We start from the raw sequence: 14,650 nt of genomic DNA, 5'->3' as shown, positions 1-14,650 counted from the left end.
CCCCGGATTGCATCCGGGCTACGCCGACAAACGAATTTAATTTTCGGAGCGCAAGGCGCTCCGGCTCTTTAACCCATGTGAGACCCGTCATGACCCTGAAGACCATCGAAGGTACCTTCATCGCCCCGAAGGGCAAATACGCCCTGGTGGTAGGCCGTTTCAACAGCTTCGTCGTCGAGAGCCTGGTCAGCGGCGCCATCGACGCCCTGGTCCGCCACGGCGTGAGCGAGAGCGACATCACCATCATCCGCGCGCCGGGCGCCTTCGAGATTCCGCTTGTGACCCAGAAGGTCGCTCAGCGTGGCGAATATGCGGCGATCATCGCCCTGGGCGCGGTCATTCGTGGCGGCACCCCGCACTTCGAATACGTGGCGGGCGAATGCACCAAGGGCCTGGCTCAGGTCTCCATGGAATACGGCGTGCCGGTCGCCTTCGGCGTGCTGACCGTCGACTCCATCGAACAAGCTATCGAACGTTCCGGCACCAAGGCGGGTAACAAGGGTGCCGAAGCTGCGCTGTCTGCCCTGGAAATGGTCAGCCTGCTGGCGCAGTTGGAGGCCAAGTGAGCAACTCCGGTAACGGCCAGCCGGCCAAGAAGGGCCCCAGCGGCAAGATCCTCGCGCGTCGCGAGGCCCGCACCCTGGCCATGCAGGCCCTGTACTCCTGGCACATCGCCGGGCAGCCGCTGAACGAGATCGAAGCGCAGTTTCGCGTCGACAACGACTTCAGCAAGGTCGACGGTGCCTACTTCCATGAGATTCTGCACGGCGTGCCGCGGCAGAAGACCGAGTTGGACGGTGCCTTCGCGCCGCTGCTCGATCGTCCGCTGGAAGAGATCGATCCGGTCGAGCTGGCCATCCTGCGCCTGTCCACCTACGAGCTGAAGAACCGCGTCGATGTCCCCTACAAGGTGGTGATCAACGAAGGTATCGAGCTGGCCAAGGTGTTCGGTGCCACCGACGGGCACAAGTTCGTCAACGGCATCCTCGACAAGCTCGCGCCCACGCTGCGCGCCGCCGAAGTCAACGCCAACAAACGTTGAGGCCTATGGGGATGCTCGATTCACGATCTCGCAAGCTAGAACCTGCTTTTAACGCAGCAGGGCCGACGCGCAGCAGATCGTTGCTTGCCCGTGAATGAGTTCGAGCTGATCCGCCGTTATTTCGCCGCCGCCCCCTGTGCGCAGGGCGGCGACGGCGTGGTACGCGGCATTGGTGATGACTGCGCGCTGCTGGCATTGCCCGCTGGCGAACAGCTGGCGGTTTCCACAGACACGCTGGTTGCCGGGGTGCACTTTCCCGAATCCTGCGATGCCTTTCTCCTCGGTCAGCGCGCGCTGGCCGTCTCCGCCAGTGATCTGGCTGCCATGGGCGCGACGCCCCTGGCCTTTACCCTCGCCCTGACCCTGCCGAGCGCCAACCAGTCCTGGCTGGCCGAGTTCGCACGTGGCCTGCAAACGATGGCGCAGAGCTGTTCGCTGGCGCTGGTCGGTGGCGATACCACGCGCGGCCCGTTGAACCTGACGCTGACCGTGTTCGGCCGAGTGCCGAGCGGGCAGGCGCTGCTGCGCAGTGGCGCGCAGGTGGGCGATCTGCTCTGCGTCGGCGGCGAACTGGGCGATGCCGCGGGCGCGCTGCCGCTGGTGCTGGGGCAGCGTGATGCCTCAGATGACATCCGCGAGGCACTGCTGGCGCGCTACTGGTCGCCGCAACCGCAATTGGCCCTGGGGCAGGCGCTGCGAGGGCGGGCCACGGCCGCGCTGGATATTTCCGACGGCCTGCTGGCCGACTGTGGTCATATTGCCGAAGCTTCGCAGGTAGCCTTGCAGATCGAGCTGGAGCGAGTTCCGCTGTCTGCGCCGCTGCGTGCATTTGTCGGTGAGGAGCAAGCGCGGGCCTGCGCCCTGAGTGGTGGCGATGATTACCGTTTGGCCTTTACCCTGCCGTCAGCGCTGTTCGCGCAGTTGCAAGCCGATTGGCCGGAAGTGCGGGTTATCGGCCGTGTGCTGGCCGGGTCTGGGGTACAGTTGCGCAATGCCACCGGCCAGACTATCGAACCGCCACCTGGCGGCTACCAACATTTCTGACAGAACGGAGTGCGTGTGACCGATCACCCCAACCAGGTTCCCGCCGAATACGTACCGCCCTCGGTATGGCGCAACCCCTGGCATTTCATCGCCTTCGGTTTCGGCTCCGGTACCCTGCCCAAGGCCCCCGGTACCTGGGGGTCGCTGGTGGCACTGCCGTTCGTGCCACTGTGGCAGATGCTGCCGGACTGGGGCTATTGGTTGATGCTTGGCGTGACCATGCTGTTCGGCTTCTGGCTGTGTGGCAAGGTGGCCGACGACCTGCGCGTGCACGATCATGAAGGCATCGTCTGGGACGAGATGGTTGGTATGTGGATCACCCTGTGGCTGGTGCCCGAGGGGTGGGTCTGGTTGCTGCTGGGCTTTCTCATGTTTCGTCTGTTCGACATCGTCAAACCCTGGCCGATTCGCTGGATCGACCGCCATGTGCATGGCGGCGTCGGCATCATGCTCGACGATATTATCGCCGGAGTCTTCGCCTGGCTGGCCATGCAGGGGTTGGTCTGGGGCTGGGATCGTTATGCCGTGGTTTTCGGCTATTAGAGAGGCACGATGATGGCAGCGAAGCTGCTGGCGTTGCTGTTGGGTATGGTCGGAGTGCTGATGGCGCATGCCGATCTGCAGCTGCCGAAGGAAATCCATATAGCCAGCGAAGTCTGGGAAGATCACACCGGCGCTGATGGCACTGGCATGGCGTGGGATATCCTGCGCGAAGTATTCGAACCGTCCGGCGTCGTCCTGCGCATTCAGAGCGTCCCGTACACCCGTGCGGTCGGTCTGGTGCAGCGAGGTAGTGCAGACGCCTGGGTTGGGTCCTACCGCAACGAAGTTGACGAAGGCGTGCTTTACCCGCGCTGGCATTACGACGGCGAGCAGATCAGCGCGCTTGGCCTCAAGCAAAAACCGGTACCGGCGCTGGATCGGATCGGCGAGCTGCGCCTGATATGGATGCGTGGCTACGAATACCAGCGCTACCTGCCCAATGTGCGGCATTACCGGGAAGTTCGTCGGCACAGCGGTATCCTTAGCATGCTTGACCAAGGCCATGCTGATTTCTACATCGATGCTCGCGTTGAGATTGAGCAGCTGTTGGGCGATATGAGCTCTGGCGAGCGCTACCAGGTGGTCGATCTGCTTTGGCTGCCGCTCTATCTTGGGTTTGCCGATAACCCCAGAGGGCGCGCCATGGCCGATCTCTTTGACCGGCGCATGGCGTTGCTGGTCAAGAGCGGAACCCTGCGGCCGATCTTCGAACGCTGGGATCAACCCTATCCCTTCGACTGAGCCGGGAGACCCTCATTCATGCAGCTTCGTGATTGTCTCGTCTTGCTGGCGCTGTCTTGCGCGAGTTCTTCCTGGGCGGCGTCTCAGATCCAGGTGGTTGGCTTGTTCCCGGGAGCGGCCGTGGTCAATGTCGACGGTCAGCGCAAGCTGGTCCGCGTTGGTGATACCGGTCCGGGTGGCGTGCAGGTGGTCAGTGTCGACAAACAGGGCGCGGTGCTACGCGTCGATGGCGTCGAGCGCGCCTATCCCATGAGCCGCGAATACAGTGCCGGTTTCGCCGAGCCGGTGAAAAAACGCCTGAGCATTGCCAAGGGCATCGGCGGCCACTATTGGGTGGCCGGCTCGGTCAATGGTCAGACGGTGCAGTTCCTGGTCGACACCGGTGCGACTTCGGTGGCGCTGAACGACGCCCACGCCAAGCGTCTGGGCATCGATTATCGGGTCACGGGCCGGCCCCTGCAGGTCAACACCGCCAGCGGCGTGACCCGCGGTTGGCGCGTGATGCTCGACCGGGTCAAGATCGGCGATCTGGAAGTGCTGGGCGTCGAGGCCGTGGTGCTGGAGGGCGGTGCGCCGCACGAGGCGCTTCTGGGCATGAGTTTCCTCAGTCGGGTTGGCTGGCGCGAGGAGCAGGGCATGCTGGTGCTCGAGTCCAAGCTTTGAGGCTGCCATTGACCGTTTCGATACTGATGATCGGCAATTCTGTCTGACCAGGCGGCTGGGCCTGCTGATACAATGCGCGCCTGTTTCGTACTCACTGCTAGGAGTATTCGGTGTCCGTCGTGTTCGTCGCCGCCTCCCAACTGCCCACGCCCTTTGGCGTGTTCACCATGCACGGTTTTCTCGACGAGGCCACCGGCAAGGAACACGTCGCCCTGACCTTCGGCAATGTTGCCGATGGTGCTCCGGTGCTTGGCCGCCTGCATTCCGAATGTCTGACCGGCGACGCGCTGTTCAGCCTGCGTTGTGACTGCGGCGCGCAGCTGCAGGCGGCGTTGCAGGCCATTGCCAATGAGGGCCGCGGCGTGCTGCTGTATTTGCGTCAGGAGGGTCGTGGCATCGGCCTGCTGAACAAGATCCGCGCCTATGAATTGCAGGACGGCGGTGCCGACACCGTGGAAGCCAACGAGCGTCTGGGCTTCGGCGCCGATATGCGCGACTACGCCATCTGCCTGCCGATGCTCGAACATCTCGGCGTCCAGAGCCTCAAGCTGATGACCAACAACCCGCGCAAGGTCAAAGCGCTGGGCGACATGGGCATCGCCGTGGATCATCGCGTGCCGCTGCAGATCGCTCACAACCCGTACAACAAGCGCTACCTCGCCACCAAGGCCGGCAAGCTCGGCCACATGCTGGGCAACCAGCATCAGGGTGAGGCCGAGGAAAGCCTGTGACCCGAGGCCAGGTGAAGCGCCGTCTGGCGCTGGCCTGGTGGCGCCAACTGGGCGTGGCATTGGCGCCGCTGCTGGTGTTCAACCTGCTGTTCGGTGGCGGTAGCACCACAGTGCTGACCATGCCGCTGTTCATCGCCGGGCTGGCGTCCATGTTCGTCAGCCTGCCGCTGTTTTCTGCCTACAAGCGCGCTCTGATTGCCACCGAAAAGGCCCTCGACAGCGAAGCCGAGCCCGCCGCCTGGCTGGAGCTGGATCGCGTACGCCTGCGTGCGCTGCTTGGCGCTGCGCTGCCGGCCTGGATCGCTGCGCTGGCAGTCCTGGCTGGCCTGGAGGCGATTCCGCTGGTGCTGCTCGGGCTCTCCAGCATCGTGCTGCACGGCCTCTATCGCATTCCCCGCCAGCTCGGCTGAAATGCGCACATGGCTGCTCGCTCTCTGCCTGCTGGCGCTACCGCTGGCGGCAGCCGAACGGGTGATCAGCCTTGCCCCATCACTCAGCGAGATCATGCTCGACCTGGACGCAGCCGACTTGTTGGTTGGCGCGCTCGAAGGTGACGAGCGTCCCGCCGCGTTGGCGCACCTTCCCACTGTCGGCCGTTATGGCCAGCTGGAATTCGAACGTCTGCTGCAGCTGGCGCCGGATCTGATCCTGATCGCGCCAGGCAGCGTGCCGCCCGCGCAGCAGGCGCAGTTGCGCGGGCTAGGCATCGATCTTTTGCTCGTCGAGCCGCAACGCCTCGACCAACTCGGTGATGTGTTCGTACGCATTGGCAAGCGAATTGGACGGCGGGAGCGGGGCGAGCAGCTGGCGTCCGAGTTTCACGCCGAGCTGGTTGCATTGCGTCAGCGCTACCGGCGCGATCGGCCCCTGTCGGTGTTCTATCAAATCTGGCACCAGCCGCTCTACACCATCGGTGGCCGGCAACTGATGGGTGATGCCCTACAGGTGTGCGGAGCGCGCAACCTGTTCGATGACCTGCCGCAGCCGGCGCCTCAGGTCAGCGTGGAGGCGGTGCTGGCGCGTGACCCCGATGTGATTCTTGGCGGCAGCAACGCCGAATTGTCCGGCTGGCGGGCCTGGCCCCAGTTACATGCGGTGCGCCGGGGGCAGGTGTGGGCGGTGCCGGACAAGGGCCTGGAACGACCCAGCCGGCAGATGCTGGGCGCCATCGAGCAGCTGTGCGAGCTGATGAGGGCCGCACGCTAGTTCATGGGGCGCTGCGCACCCCAAGCAGGGTGCGTGCGTGCAGTGGCATCAGAGTTGCGGCGTCCAGGTCAGCGAGAGCAGGGCGCTGCGGCCTTCCTCGCGGTAGCCGTAATAACTCACGCTGCTGAAGAACGGATCATCAGGGCGGCTGTACAGGGCCTGGGAATAGTTCTTGTCCAGCAGGTTGTCGATCTTGACCTGCCAAAGCAGCTCCTCGTCCATCCGCCAGCTTGCGCGCGCACCCAGCAGGCCGTAGCCGGCGATCTTGCGATTGTTGGCGGCATCGTCGTAGCGGCCGGAGAACGCCTGCCAGGTCATGCCGGCGGCGAACGCGCCGAACTGACGATCCAGGTCCAGGCTCAGACTGCGCTTGGCGCGGCGCGGCAGGGTGTGGCCGCTGTTGCGATCACGCGGGTCGAGCAGACTGGCGCCGAGGGTCGCCTGCCAGCCCAGCAGTTCGCGTTCGATATTCAGTTCCAGGCCCTGCAGACGCGCCTTGTTGACGTTCATTGGAGTGCTGAAGAAGGTCACCGGGTCGCTGACCACGGTGATCAGGTCCTCGACCTCGGTACGGTAGGCCGACAGGCTCCAACGGGTATCCAGGTGATCGCCGCGCAGTTGTGCCTCGTAGGTCTTCGAGCGCTCCGGGGCGAGATCCGGGTTGCCGCCGTAGAACGAACTGGTCGGGAAGTAAAGGTCGTTGAAGGTCGGTGCATGGAAGCCCTCGCCGTAGCTCAGTACCAGCTCCAGACGCTCGGCCAGGTCCAGGCTCAGCGCCGCGTTCCAGGTGTTCTCGCTGCCGAACTGCTGGTTGTCGTCGTGGCGCAGGCCCAGTTCGGTGGCGAAACCGTTGCCACGATAACGGTGCTGGGCGAAGGCGGCCCGGTTCCAGCGTTCGCTGTGGCTGAAATCGCTGTCGCTGCCCAAGCGCTCCTCGTACCAGTCGAGGCCGAGCAGTACCTGGTGAGCGTCGCCGATTCGCAGGGTGTTGAGCCAGCCGGCGCTGTCGCGGTAGGTGTTGTAGACATAGTTGTTGTCGGCATTCAACGGGTCGCGGTTTTCACTCTTGTCCTCACCGTGGCCGAGTTCCAAGCGGCTGCTCCAGCGCTCAGCGAGCTGTGCCTCGAGATGACCGGCGACACTGGAGACGCTGAAGTGTTCGCTGGGATTGCCCGGATCGAAGCTGAACAGATCGTCGTATTCACTCTCGCCGCGTTGCTCAAGCAGGTTCAGGCCACCCTTGAGGCGGTCAGTGAAGCGATGCTCCAGACTCAAGTTGAAAGCCTTGCGGCGCAGGCCGTCGTGGTCATTGTCGTAGCCACGCCCATCCTGGGAGCGGTCGAAACCGGCGCGCTCGACCAGGCTGGCGCCGAGGTCGACGCGGGTGCGCTGGTCGCCGCCGGATAGACCCAGGCTGCGTTCGAACGTCTGCTGACTGCCGGCGGCCAGGCGCAGGCGTGGCTGCAGGCCTTCCTCGTCGCGCCGGGTGAAGATCTGGATCACCCCGCCAATGGCGTCGGAGCCGTAAAGCGCCGAACGGGCGCCGCGCACAACCTCGATACGCTCGATCTGCTCAGGGCTGAGAAATTCCAGGCGGGCCAGGCCGCTGGCGGCCGCATTCAGACGTACGCCATCGACCAATACCAGCGTCTGGTTGGCGTTGGCGCCACGTAGGAACAGGCTGGTGAGGCTACCGCGACCGCCGCTCTGCACGATGGACACACCGGGCACGCGGCTGAGCAGGTCGGGCACGCTGCTGGCCTGCAGGCGCTCGATGTCCGCTCGCTCGAACACCGTGCTGGCGGCGGTAGCCTGTGCTTGTGGTTCGGACAGGCGTCCAGAGGTAACGACCAGCGGCTCGGCCAGATAAGGTTCGGCAGCCTGCGATAGGCCTGGCGTGACGGCTATGGCCAGAGCCAGAAGGGGCAGTTTCATTCTATTTCCTCAACGGTCGGCAGACGGTTGAGGAGGGCAGGCGCAAGCGCGGGCAGGGCGGCGCTTGACCGTGTCGCCCTCCGCAACACCAGTCACACCGCCTGGGCCGGTCTCCGGGCTCTCGACCCGCGTCCGCCTTCCCAGGCATGGCCCAGTGGCTATAGGACGTGGCGCAAGCTCAGCGCTCGCTGTCGATTACCGTTGCGGGGGCAGCGTCGGGATTGCTCATGAAGAGCGCACCGACTTCCCGTTCAGCAGACCGTTGAAAACTACCTGCGTTGGCAATACTGCGTTAAGAACGGCCTCGTGTGCGAGCCCAGTCAAAAATGCTCATTTACAACTCGTAAACTTCGCTTTTCGGCCGTTCTTGCCTTGTCTCGCCTGCCTCGCCTAGGTTTTCAACGGCCTGCTGACGCCGCTTGCGCAGCGCACCCTGGCGGAACATGAAGTGCGCGCACCTTAGTTCGGGTGGGTATGAATGACAAGCAAGCCCCGCTCATCCGGCGATGAGCGGGCTTCATGCTCAAGTCTGCAGCAGGCTCAGGCGTTGGCGTACCGCGCGTTCGATACCGGCTTCGTCGAGGCCGCATTCGGCGAGCATCTGGCTGGGCTTGGCGTGCTCGACGTAGTAGTCGGGCAGGCCGAGGTGCAGCATCGGCACCTGGCGGTTCTCGGCAGCGAAGAATTCGCTGACCGCGCTGCCGGCGCCGCCCATGATGCTGTTTTCTTCGATGGTCACCAGCAGCGCGTGGTTGCCCGCCAGTTCGCGTAGCAAGGCTTCGTCCAGGGGTTTGACGAAGCGCATGTCGACTACCGTGGCGTCCAGCGTTTCGCCGACGCGCAGGGCTTCGGCCAGTTGCACGCCGAAGGCCAGCAGGGCGACGCCCTTGCCCTGACGGCGCACCACCGCTTTGCCAATTTCCAGCGGCTCCAGGCCAGCATCGAGCGGGGCGTTGGGGCCGCTGCCGCGCGGGTAGCGTACGGCGGCCGGGCCGTCGAACAGGTGACCGGTGGTGAGCATGCGGCGCAGCTCGTTCTCGTCGCTCGGGGTCATCACCAGCATGCCGGGGATGCAACGCAGGTAGGACAGGTCGAAGCTGCCGGCGTGGGTCGGGCCGTCCTCGCCGACCAGGCCGGCGCGGTCGATGGCGAACAGCACGTCGAGGTGCTGCACGGCGACATCATGGATCAGCTGGTCATAGGCGCGCTGGAGGAAGGTGGAATAGATCGCCACCACCGGTTTGGCGCCTTCGCAGGCCATGCCGGCCGCCAGGGTCACGGCGTGCTGCTCGGCGATCGCCACGTCGAAGTAGCGCTCGGGGAAGCGCTCGGCGAAGGCCACCAGGTCCGAGCCTTCCTTCATCGCCGGGGTGATGCCCACCAGGCGCGCGTCCTGCTCGGCCATGTCGCACAGCCACTGGCCGAACACGTTGGAGTATTTCGGGCCGCTGGGCTTCTTGGGGGCGGCGACAGGCGTTACCGGCTCCAGCTTGGTGATGGCGTGGTAGCCGATGGGATCAAGCTCGGCCGGGGCGAAGCCCTTGCCCTTCTTGGTCACTACGTGGAGGAATTGCGGGCCGTCCAGGTCGCGCATATTGCGCAGGGTCGCCAGCAGGGTGGGCAGGTCGTGGCCGTCGATGGGGCCGACGTAGTTCCAGCCCAGCTCCTCGAACAGGGTGCCGGGCACCAGCATGCCCTTGGCATGTTCCTCGACCTTGCGCGCGATCTCCCAGGCGCCCGGCAGATGCGAAAGGATCTTCTTGCTGCCCTCGCGCATGCTGGCGTAGGTGCGGCTGGAGATGATCTTGGCCAGGTAGTTGGACAGGCCGCCGACGTTCTTGGAGATCGACATGTCGTTGTCGTTGAGGATCACCAGCATGTTGGCGCCGACGTCGGTGGCGTGGTTGAGCGCCTCGAAGGCCATGCCGGCAGTCAGTGCGCCGTCGCCGATCACCGCCACGCTCTTGCGCTTCTCGCCTTTCAGGCGGGCGGCGATGGCCATGCCCAGCGCCGCGCTGATGCTGGTGCTGGAGTGGCCGACACCGAAGGTGTCGTACTCGCTCTCGGAGCGGCGCGGGAAGGCGGCGAGGCCGTCCTTCTGGCGCAGCGTAGCCATGCGCTCGCGGCGACCGGTGAGAATCTTGTGCGGGTAGGCCTGGTGACCGACGTCCCACACCAGGCGGTCATCGGGAGTGTCGAAGACGTAGTGCAGGGCGATGGTCAGCTCGATGACGCCCAGGCCGGCACCGAAGTGCCCGCCGCTCTGGCCGACGCTGTAGAGCAGGTACTGGCGCAGTTCATCGGCGAGGGTTTCCAGGTCCGCTTCGGCCAGGCGGCGCAGTTCGTCGGGCGTGTTGGCGCTGTCGAGCAGCGGCGTCAACGGGCGCTCGCGGGGGATCTCGTGGAAAGTGGTCGGCATCAGGCGAATCGTTATAGGCGTAAAAGATGCGGCAGTTTACCTGATGCCAGGAAAACAGCCCAATCTGCTGACCACATCGGCGCTACCGGTAGTTTCGTGCAAGGAAATCCAGCAGCAGGGCGCTGACCCGTTCGGCGCATTCGCCCTGCAGCCAGTGGCCGGCGCCAGGCAGATCGTGGCGCTCCAGCTGCGGCACCTTGTCGCCCATGCGTTTCAGCGTCGGCGCTTCGAAGCGGCCCACCGGGTCGTTTTCCCCGAGCAGGAACAGCGTCGGCTGTGTCACCTGCAGCCCGGCCAGGTGCTCGGTACGCTGCCAGTTGCGCTCGAAGTTGCGGTACCAGTTCAGCGCGCCGCGAAAGCCGTGGCGCTCGAAGGTGCGCAGGTAGTGGGCGAACGTCGCCTCGTTGCACCAGGCCGGCAGCGGCAGGTCATCCGGCACGCCATCGAGCAGCCGCGCGTCGGCCGGTTTGTCCGTCGCCAGCAGGGCATCGCCCAGGCCGCCGAGCAGCAGACGCAGGCTGCGGCCGATGTCTTCGTCCAGTTCGGCCTCGGCCACGCCCGGCTGCTGGAAGTAAAGAATGTAGTGGAAGCGCCCGGCAAAGGCCTCGCGCATCATCTCGATGACCGGGCGTTTCGGCCGGCCGCCGAAAGGCACCGACAGCGCGCCGAGCGCCTTGACCCGTTGTGGCTCCAGTAGCGCCAGGTGCCAGGCCACCGGCGCGCCCCAGTCGTGGCCGACCACCGCTACCTCGCGCTGGCCGAGCATGCCCATTGCCGCCTGGATATCGCCGCACAGGGTGAGTAGGTCATAGGCCGCCGGGTCGGCCGGCGCGCTGCTGGCGCCATAGCCGCGCATTTCCGGGGCGAACACGCGATAGCCGGCGGTGGCCAGCGCCTCGATCTGCGGATGCCAGGCGTACCAGCACTCGGGAAAGCCATGCAGCAGCCACACCGGTTTGCCGTGCTCGGGGCCGGTGCTGTACAGGCTGAGTTCGATGCCATTGACGGCGAGCAGGCGGTGATCGATATGCATGGGCGATTACCAGGTGTCGATAAAGGGACGTTTCTTGCCATCACGCCGGGGCGGACGTGGCGCCGCATTGAGACCGCGCAGCAGCCAGGCGCGGCTGTCTGCCGGGTCGATCACAGCGTCGATCTCCAGATAGCTGGCCATGTTCAGCGCCTTGCCGTTGTCATAGGCCTTGGCCACCAGCTTGTCGAACAGCGCCTGGCGCGCGGCCTCGTCCGGCTGGGCCGCCAGCTCCTTGGCGAAGCCCAGGCGCACCGCGCCTTCCAGGCCCATGGCGCCGAATTCGCCACTGGGCCAGGCGGCGGTGAACAGCGGCGAATGGAAGCTGCCGGCGGCCATGGCCTGGGCGCCGAGGCCGTAGCCCTTGCGCAGCACCAGGGTGAAGAAGGGCACCGTGAGGCTGGCGGCGGTGACGAACAGGCGCGAGACGTGACGCACCGTGGCCTGTTTCTCCGCTTCCGGGCCGACCATGAAACCGGGAGTGTCGCACAGCGAGACGATGGGCAGGTCATGCGCCTCGCACAGTTGCAGAAAACGCGCGGCCTTGTCGCCGGCCACGGCATCGATGGCGCCACCCAGGTGCGCGGGGTTGTTGGCGATCAGCCCGAACGGCTTGCCTTCGATACGAATCAGCGTGGTGATCAGGCCGGGGGCGAACTGGCGGCGCAGCTCCAGCACGCTGCCGTCATCGGCCAGCAGCTCGATTACTTTGCGGATGTCATACACGCGCAGGCGGTTTTCCGGGATCACCTGGCGCAGCTCGCGGGGATCACGGCACTGCCAGCCGCTCACCGGGCCCTGGAAATAGCCCAGGTACTGCTTGGCCACAGCGACCGCTGCGGCCTCGTCTTCGACCAGCACGTCGATCACCCCGTTGGGGCCCTGCACGCTGGTCGGGCCGACCTGTTCGGGGGTGAAGCTGCCCAGGCCGCCGCCTTCGATCATCGCCGGGCCGGCCATACCGATGCTGGCATTACGGGTGGCGATGATCACGTCGCAGCAGCCGAGCAGTGCGGCGTTGCCGGCGAAGCAGCGGCCGGAGACCACGCCGACCGTCGGCACCAGGCCGGAGAGTTTGGCCATGGCGACGAAGGTGTGGCAGTCCAGCCCGGCCACGCCAACGAAATCGGTATCCCCCGGCCGGCCGCCGCCGCCTTCGGCGAACAGCACCACCGGCAGACGCCACTGCTCGGCCAGGGCCAGCATGCGGTCGGTCTTCTTGTGGTTCATCACCCCCTGGGTGCCGGCGAATACCGTGTAGTCGTAGGCGATGGCCATGCAGCGCGCGGCTTCGCTGCCGAAGCGCGCGGCGTTTACCGTGCCGATACCGGCGACCAGGCCATCGGCCGGGCTCAGTTCCAGCAGTTCCTCGGGCGAACGGCGGCGGCGCTGGGCGGCCAGGGCCATGGCGCCGTATTCGATAAAGCTGTCGGCATCGAGCAAGTCGGCGAGGTTTTCCCGCACCGTGCGCTGGCCGGTCTTGCGCCTTTTCGCCACGGCCTCGGGGCGGCGCGCGTCGGTTAGGCGCGCATGGCGCTCCAGCACTTCGGCCAGATCGGCGCGGATATGCGCCAGGTCGACCGCCTGCTCGCCGTGCTCGGCGAGGCCATCCACCTCGGCCGGCTGCAGAAACGCTAGCGCCTGGCCCTCGCCGATGGCGTCACCGGGTGCAACCGTCAGCGCACGGACGATGCCGCTGTGCTCGGCCTTGACCTCGAATTCCATCTTCATCGCCTCCAGTACGGCGATGCGCTGGCCGGCGGCCACGGCGTCGCCCTCGGCCACCGCCAGGCTGACCAGCACGCCAGCGCTGGGCGCGCTCAGCGCCAGGGTGCCGGGCGGGGCGTCGACAGTGGCCTTGGCGTTGTGCAGCGCAGCGTCGACGGCGAAGTAGCGATGTGGATGGGCTTGTTCGCGGGCAGCCAGCAACTCGCTCAGTTGCCGCTCGACATAGGTAGTGTCGACCCGGTTGGCGATCACCTCGTCGCGCTGCAGCAGGTTCTGCAGCAGGTGCAGGTTGCTCGCCACGCCTTCGAGGCTAAACTCGCACAGCCCCCGGTAGGCGCGGCGCAGGGCGCTGGGGTAGTCGTTGGTGCTGGCGATCAGCTTGGCGATCAGTGAATCGTAGGCCGGGCTGACGGCGTAACCAGCATAACCGCAGCCATCCACGCGCAGACCGGGGCCGGAGGGCGGCTGGTAGGCCGTGAGCACGCCGGCGGCCGGGCGCGCCGTACCGTCGGCGAGCAGGCTTTCCAGATTCAGGCGCACCTGCACGGCATAGCCGTTCGGCGTGGGCGGTGTTAGCAGGCCCAGCTCGGCCAGGCTTTTGCCGGCGGCCAGGTGCAGTTGCGTGTGCAGCAGGTCGACGCCGGTGACCTGCTCGGTGACGGTGTGCTCCACCTGCACGCGCGGGTTGGCCTCCATGAAGTAGAAGCGCCCAGGCTGGTCGAGGTCGAGCAGGAATTCGAAGGTGCCGATACCCTGGTAGCGCACCTCGGCGGCCAGGCGCAGGGCGCTGGCGATGATCGCGTCACGGGTGGCCGCATCCAGATCGGGGCTGGGCGCGATTTCCACCAGCTTCTGATGACGGCGTTGCAGGCTGCAATCACGTTCCCAGAGGTGGCTGACTGTGCCGCTGCCGTCACCGAGCACCTGCACTTCGATATGCCGGGCGCGGCGCACGCGCTTTTCCACGTACAGCGCGCCACTGCCGAAGGCAACTTGGGCTTCGGAGGCGCAGCGGACGAAGGCCTCGGCCAGTTGAGTCGGCTCGTCCACTGCGCGCATGCCGCGCCCGCCGCCGCCGGCCAGGGCCTTGAGCATCACGCTGCCATGCTCGGCGAGAAAGGCGCTTGCCTGCTCCAGCGTCACCGGACGGTTGATCCCTGGCACCAGCGGCACTGCGCAGCGTTCGGCCAGGTCACGGGCGGCGGCCTTGTCGCCGAACAGTTGCAGGGTTTCCGGCGTCGGGCCGACGAAGGTCAGCCCAGCAGCCTGGCAACGGCGGGCGAATTCGGCGTTCTCGGCGAGAAAACCGTAGCCGGGGTGGATGGCCGTGCAGCCCTGTTCACGGGCGATGCCAATGAGTTGATCCATATCCAGATAGGCCGCGACACCACGACCGGCCAGCGCCACGGCCTGATCGGCCTTGCGCGTGTGCAGGCAGGCGCTGTCGTCCTCGGCGAATACCGCGACGCTGCGGATGCCGAGGTCGGCGCAGGCCTGGGCGATGCGAATGGCGATCTCGCCGCGGTTGGCGATCAGCAGGGCGGGGAAGGGCATGGCGGCTCCGGACG

General features: G+C 65.9%; 13 protein-coding genes and 1 riboswitch. Of the genes, 9 read left to right on the top strand and 4 right to left on the bottom strand.

Features of this window, described 5'->3' with window-relative positions; translation table 11 throughout:
- Positions 1–89 precede the first annotated feature (89 nt).
- From ribH to GYB81_RS20980, 9 genes are all read left to right on the top strand, one after another.
- The gene (gene ribH, locus GYB81_RS21020) at positions 90–566 is read left to right on the top strand and encodes a 6,7-dimethyl-8-ribityllumazine synthase (protein ID WP_012019761.1); all 477 of its coding nucleotides are present in this window, start codon (positions 90–92) and stop codon (positions 564–566) included.
- A complete protein-coding gene (gene nusB / locus GYB81_RS21015; RefSeq protein WP_161867412.1) occupies positions 563–1,042 on the top strand; it encodes a transcription antitermination factor NusB in 480 nt (159 codons plus the stop codon). The genes ribH and nusB overlap by 4 nt, the downstream gene beginning before the upstream one ends.
- Positions 1,043–1,132: 90 nt before the next feature.
- A complete protein-coding gene (gene thiL / locus GYB81_RS21010; RefSeq protein ID WP_161867413.1) occupies positions 1,133–2,086 on the top strand; it encodes a thiamine-phosphate kinase in 954 nt (317 codons plus the stop codon).
- A 15-nt stretch (positions 2,087–2,101) separates the two neighbouring features.
- Positions 2,102–2,629, top strand: coding sequence for a phosphatidylglycerophosphatase A family protein (locus tag GYB81_RS21005; protein WP_161867414.1), 528 nt, complete (start codon positions 2,102–2,104; stop codon positions 2,627–2,629).
- A 12-nt stretch (positions 2,630–2,641) separates the two neighbouring features.
- Complete coding sequence (locus GYB81_RS21000; protein WP_161867484.1) at positions 2,642–3,370, top strand: substrate-binding periplasmic protein; 729 nt, start codon at positions 2,642–2,644, stop codon at positions 3,368–3,370.
- An 18-nt stretch (positions 3,371–3,388) separates the two neighbouring features.
- Positions 3,389–4,033, top strand: coding sequence for a TIGR02281 family clan AA aspartic protease (locus GYB81_RS20995; protein ID WP_161867415.1), 645 nt, complete (start codon positions 3,389–3,391; stop codon positions 4,031–4,033).
- Between the two features lie 110 nt (positions 4,034–4,143).
- On the top strand, positions 4,144–4,764 hold the full coding sequence (gene ribA, locus GYB81_RS20990; RefSeq protein ID WP_161867416.1) for a GTP cyclohydrolase II: 621 nt from the start codon (positions 4,144–4,146) through the stop codon (positions 4,762–4,764).
- Entirely contained in the window at positions 4,761–5,174 is a 414-nt protein-coding gene (locus GYB81_RS20985) for an MFS transporter (protein WP_161867417.1), read from the top strand. The genes ribA and GYB81_RS20985 overlap by 4 nt, the downstream gene beginning before the upstream one ends.
- Position 5,175: 1 nt before the next feature.
- Complete coding sequence (locus GYB81_RS20980) at positions 5,176–5,970, top strand: cobalamin-binding protein (RefSeq protein ID WP_161867418.1); 795 nt, start codon at positions 5,176–5,178, stop codon at positions 5,968–5,970.
- A 48-nt stretch (positions 5,971–6,018) separates the two neighbouring features.
- Here GYB81_RS20980 and GYB81_RS20975 read toward each other — a convergent pair whose 3' ends face one another.
- The 4 genes from GYB81_RS20975 to GYB81_RS20960 all read right to left on the bottom strand — a co-directional run bounded on the left by GYB81_RS20975 (position 6,019) and on the right by GYB81_RS20960 (position 14,636).
- Positions 6,019–7,905, bottom strand: a complete 1,887-nt coding sequence (locus GYB81_RS20975; protein ID WP_161867419.1) for a TonB-dependent receptor domain-containing protein — start codon at positions 7,903–7,905, stop codon at positions 6,019–6,021.
- A gap of 87 nt (positions 7,906–7,992) precedes the next feature.
- Positions 7,993–8,201, bottom strand: a riboswitch (cobalamin riboswitch).
- Positions 8,202–8,428: 227 nt separating this feature from the next.
- Complete coding sequence (gene dxs, locus GYB81_RS20970) at positions 8,429–10,324, bottom strand: 1-deoxy-D-xylulose-5-phosphate synthase (protein ID WP_161867420.1); 1,896 nt, start codon at positions 10,322–10,324, stop codon at positions 8,429–8,431.
- Positions 10,325–10,406: 82 nt separating this feature from the next.
- Entirely contained in the window at positions 10,407–11,357 is a 951-nt protein-coding gene (locus GYB81_RS20965; RefSeq protein ID WP_161897944.1) for an alpha/beta fold hydrolase, read from the bottom strand.
- Between the two features lie 6 nt (positions 11,358–11,363).
- Positions 11,364–14,636, bottom strand: a complete 3,273-nt coding sequence (locus tag GYB81_RS20960; RefSeq protein WP_161867422.1) for a carboxyl transferase domain-containing protein — start codon at positions 14,634–14,636, stop codon at positions 11,364–11,366.
- Positions 14,637–14,650 lie beyond the last annotated feature (14 nt).

Source organism: Pseudomonas yangonensis (genome assembly GCF_009932725.1).
GTDB classification, from domain to species: Bacteria; Pseudomonadota; Gammaproteobacteria; order Pseudomonadales; family Pseudomonadaceae; genus Aquipseudomonas; species Aquipseudomonas yangonensis.
This window is presented reverse-complemented; position numbering and strand designations above follow the sequence as displayed.

Excerpts from the sequence above, each read along its gene's own strand:
- ribH (WP_012019761.1), top strand. The coding sequence starts at position 90 with ATGACCCTGAAGACCATCGAAGGTACCTTCATCGCCCCGAAGGGCAAA.
- GYB81_RS21000 (WP_161867484.1), top strand. The coding sequence starts at position 2,642 with ATGGCAGCGAAGCTGCTGGCGTTGCTGTTGGGTATGGTCGGAGTGCTG.
- GYB81_RS20995 (WP_161867415.1), top strand. The coding sequence starts at position 3,389 with ATGCAGCTTCGTGATTGTCTCGTCTTGCTGGCGCTGTCTTGCGCGAGT.
- GYB81_RS20965 (WP_161897944.1), bottom strand. The coding sequence starts at position 11,357 with ATGCATATCGATCACCGCCTGCTCGCCGTCAATGGCATCGAACTCAGC.
- GYB81_RS20975 (WP_161867419.1), bottom strand. The coding sequence starts at position 7,905 with ATGAAACTGCCCCTTCTGGCTCTGGCCATAGCCGTCACGCCAGGCCTA.
- dxs (WP_161867420.1), bottom strand. The coding sequence starts at position 10,324 with ATGCCGACCACTTTCCACGAGATCCCCCGCGAGCGCCCGTTGACGCCG.
- GYB81_RS20980 (WP_161867418.1), top strand. The coding sequence starts at position 5,176 with ATGCGCACATGGCTGCTCGCTCTCTGCCTGCTGGCGCTACCGCTGGCG.
- GYB81_RS20960 (WP_161867422.1), bottom strand. The coding sequence starts at position 14,636 with ATGCCCTTCCCCGCCCTGCTGATCGCCAACCGCGGCGAGATCGCCATT.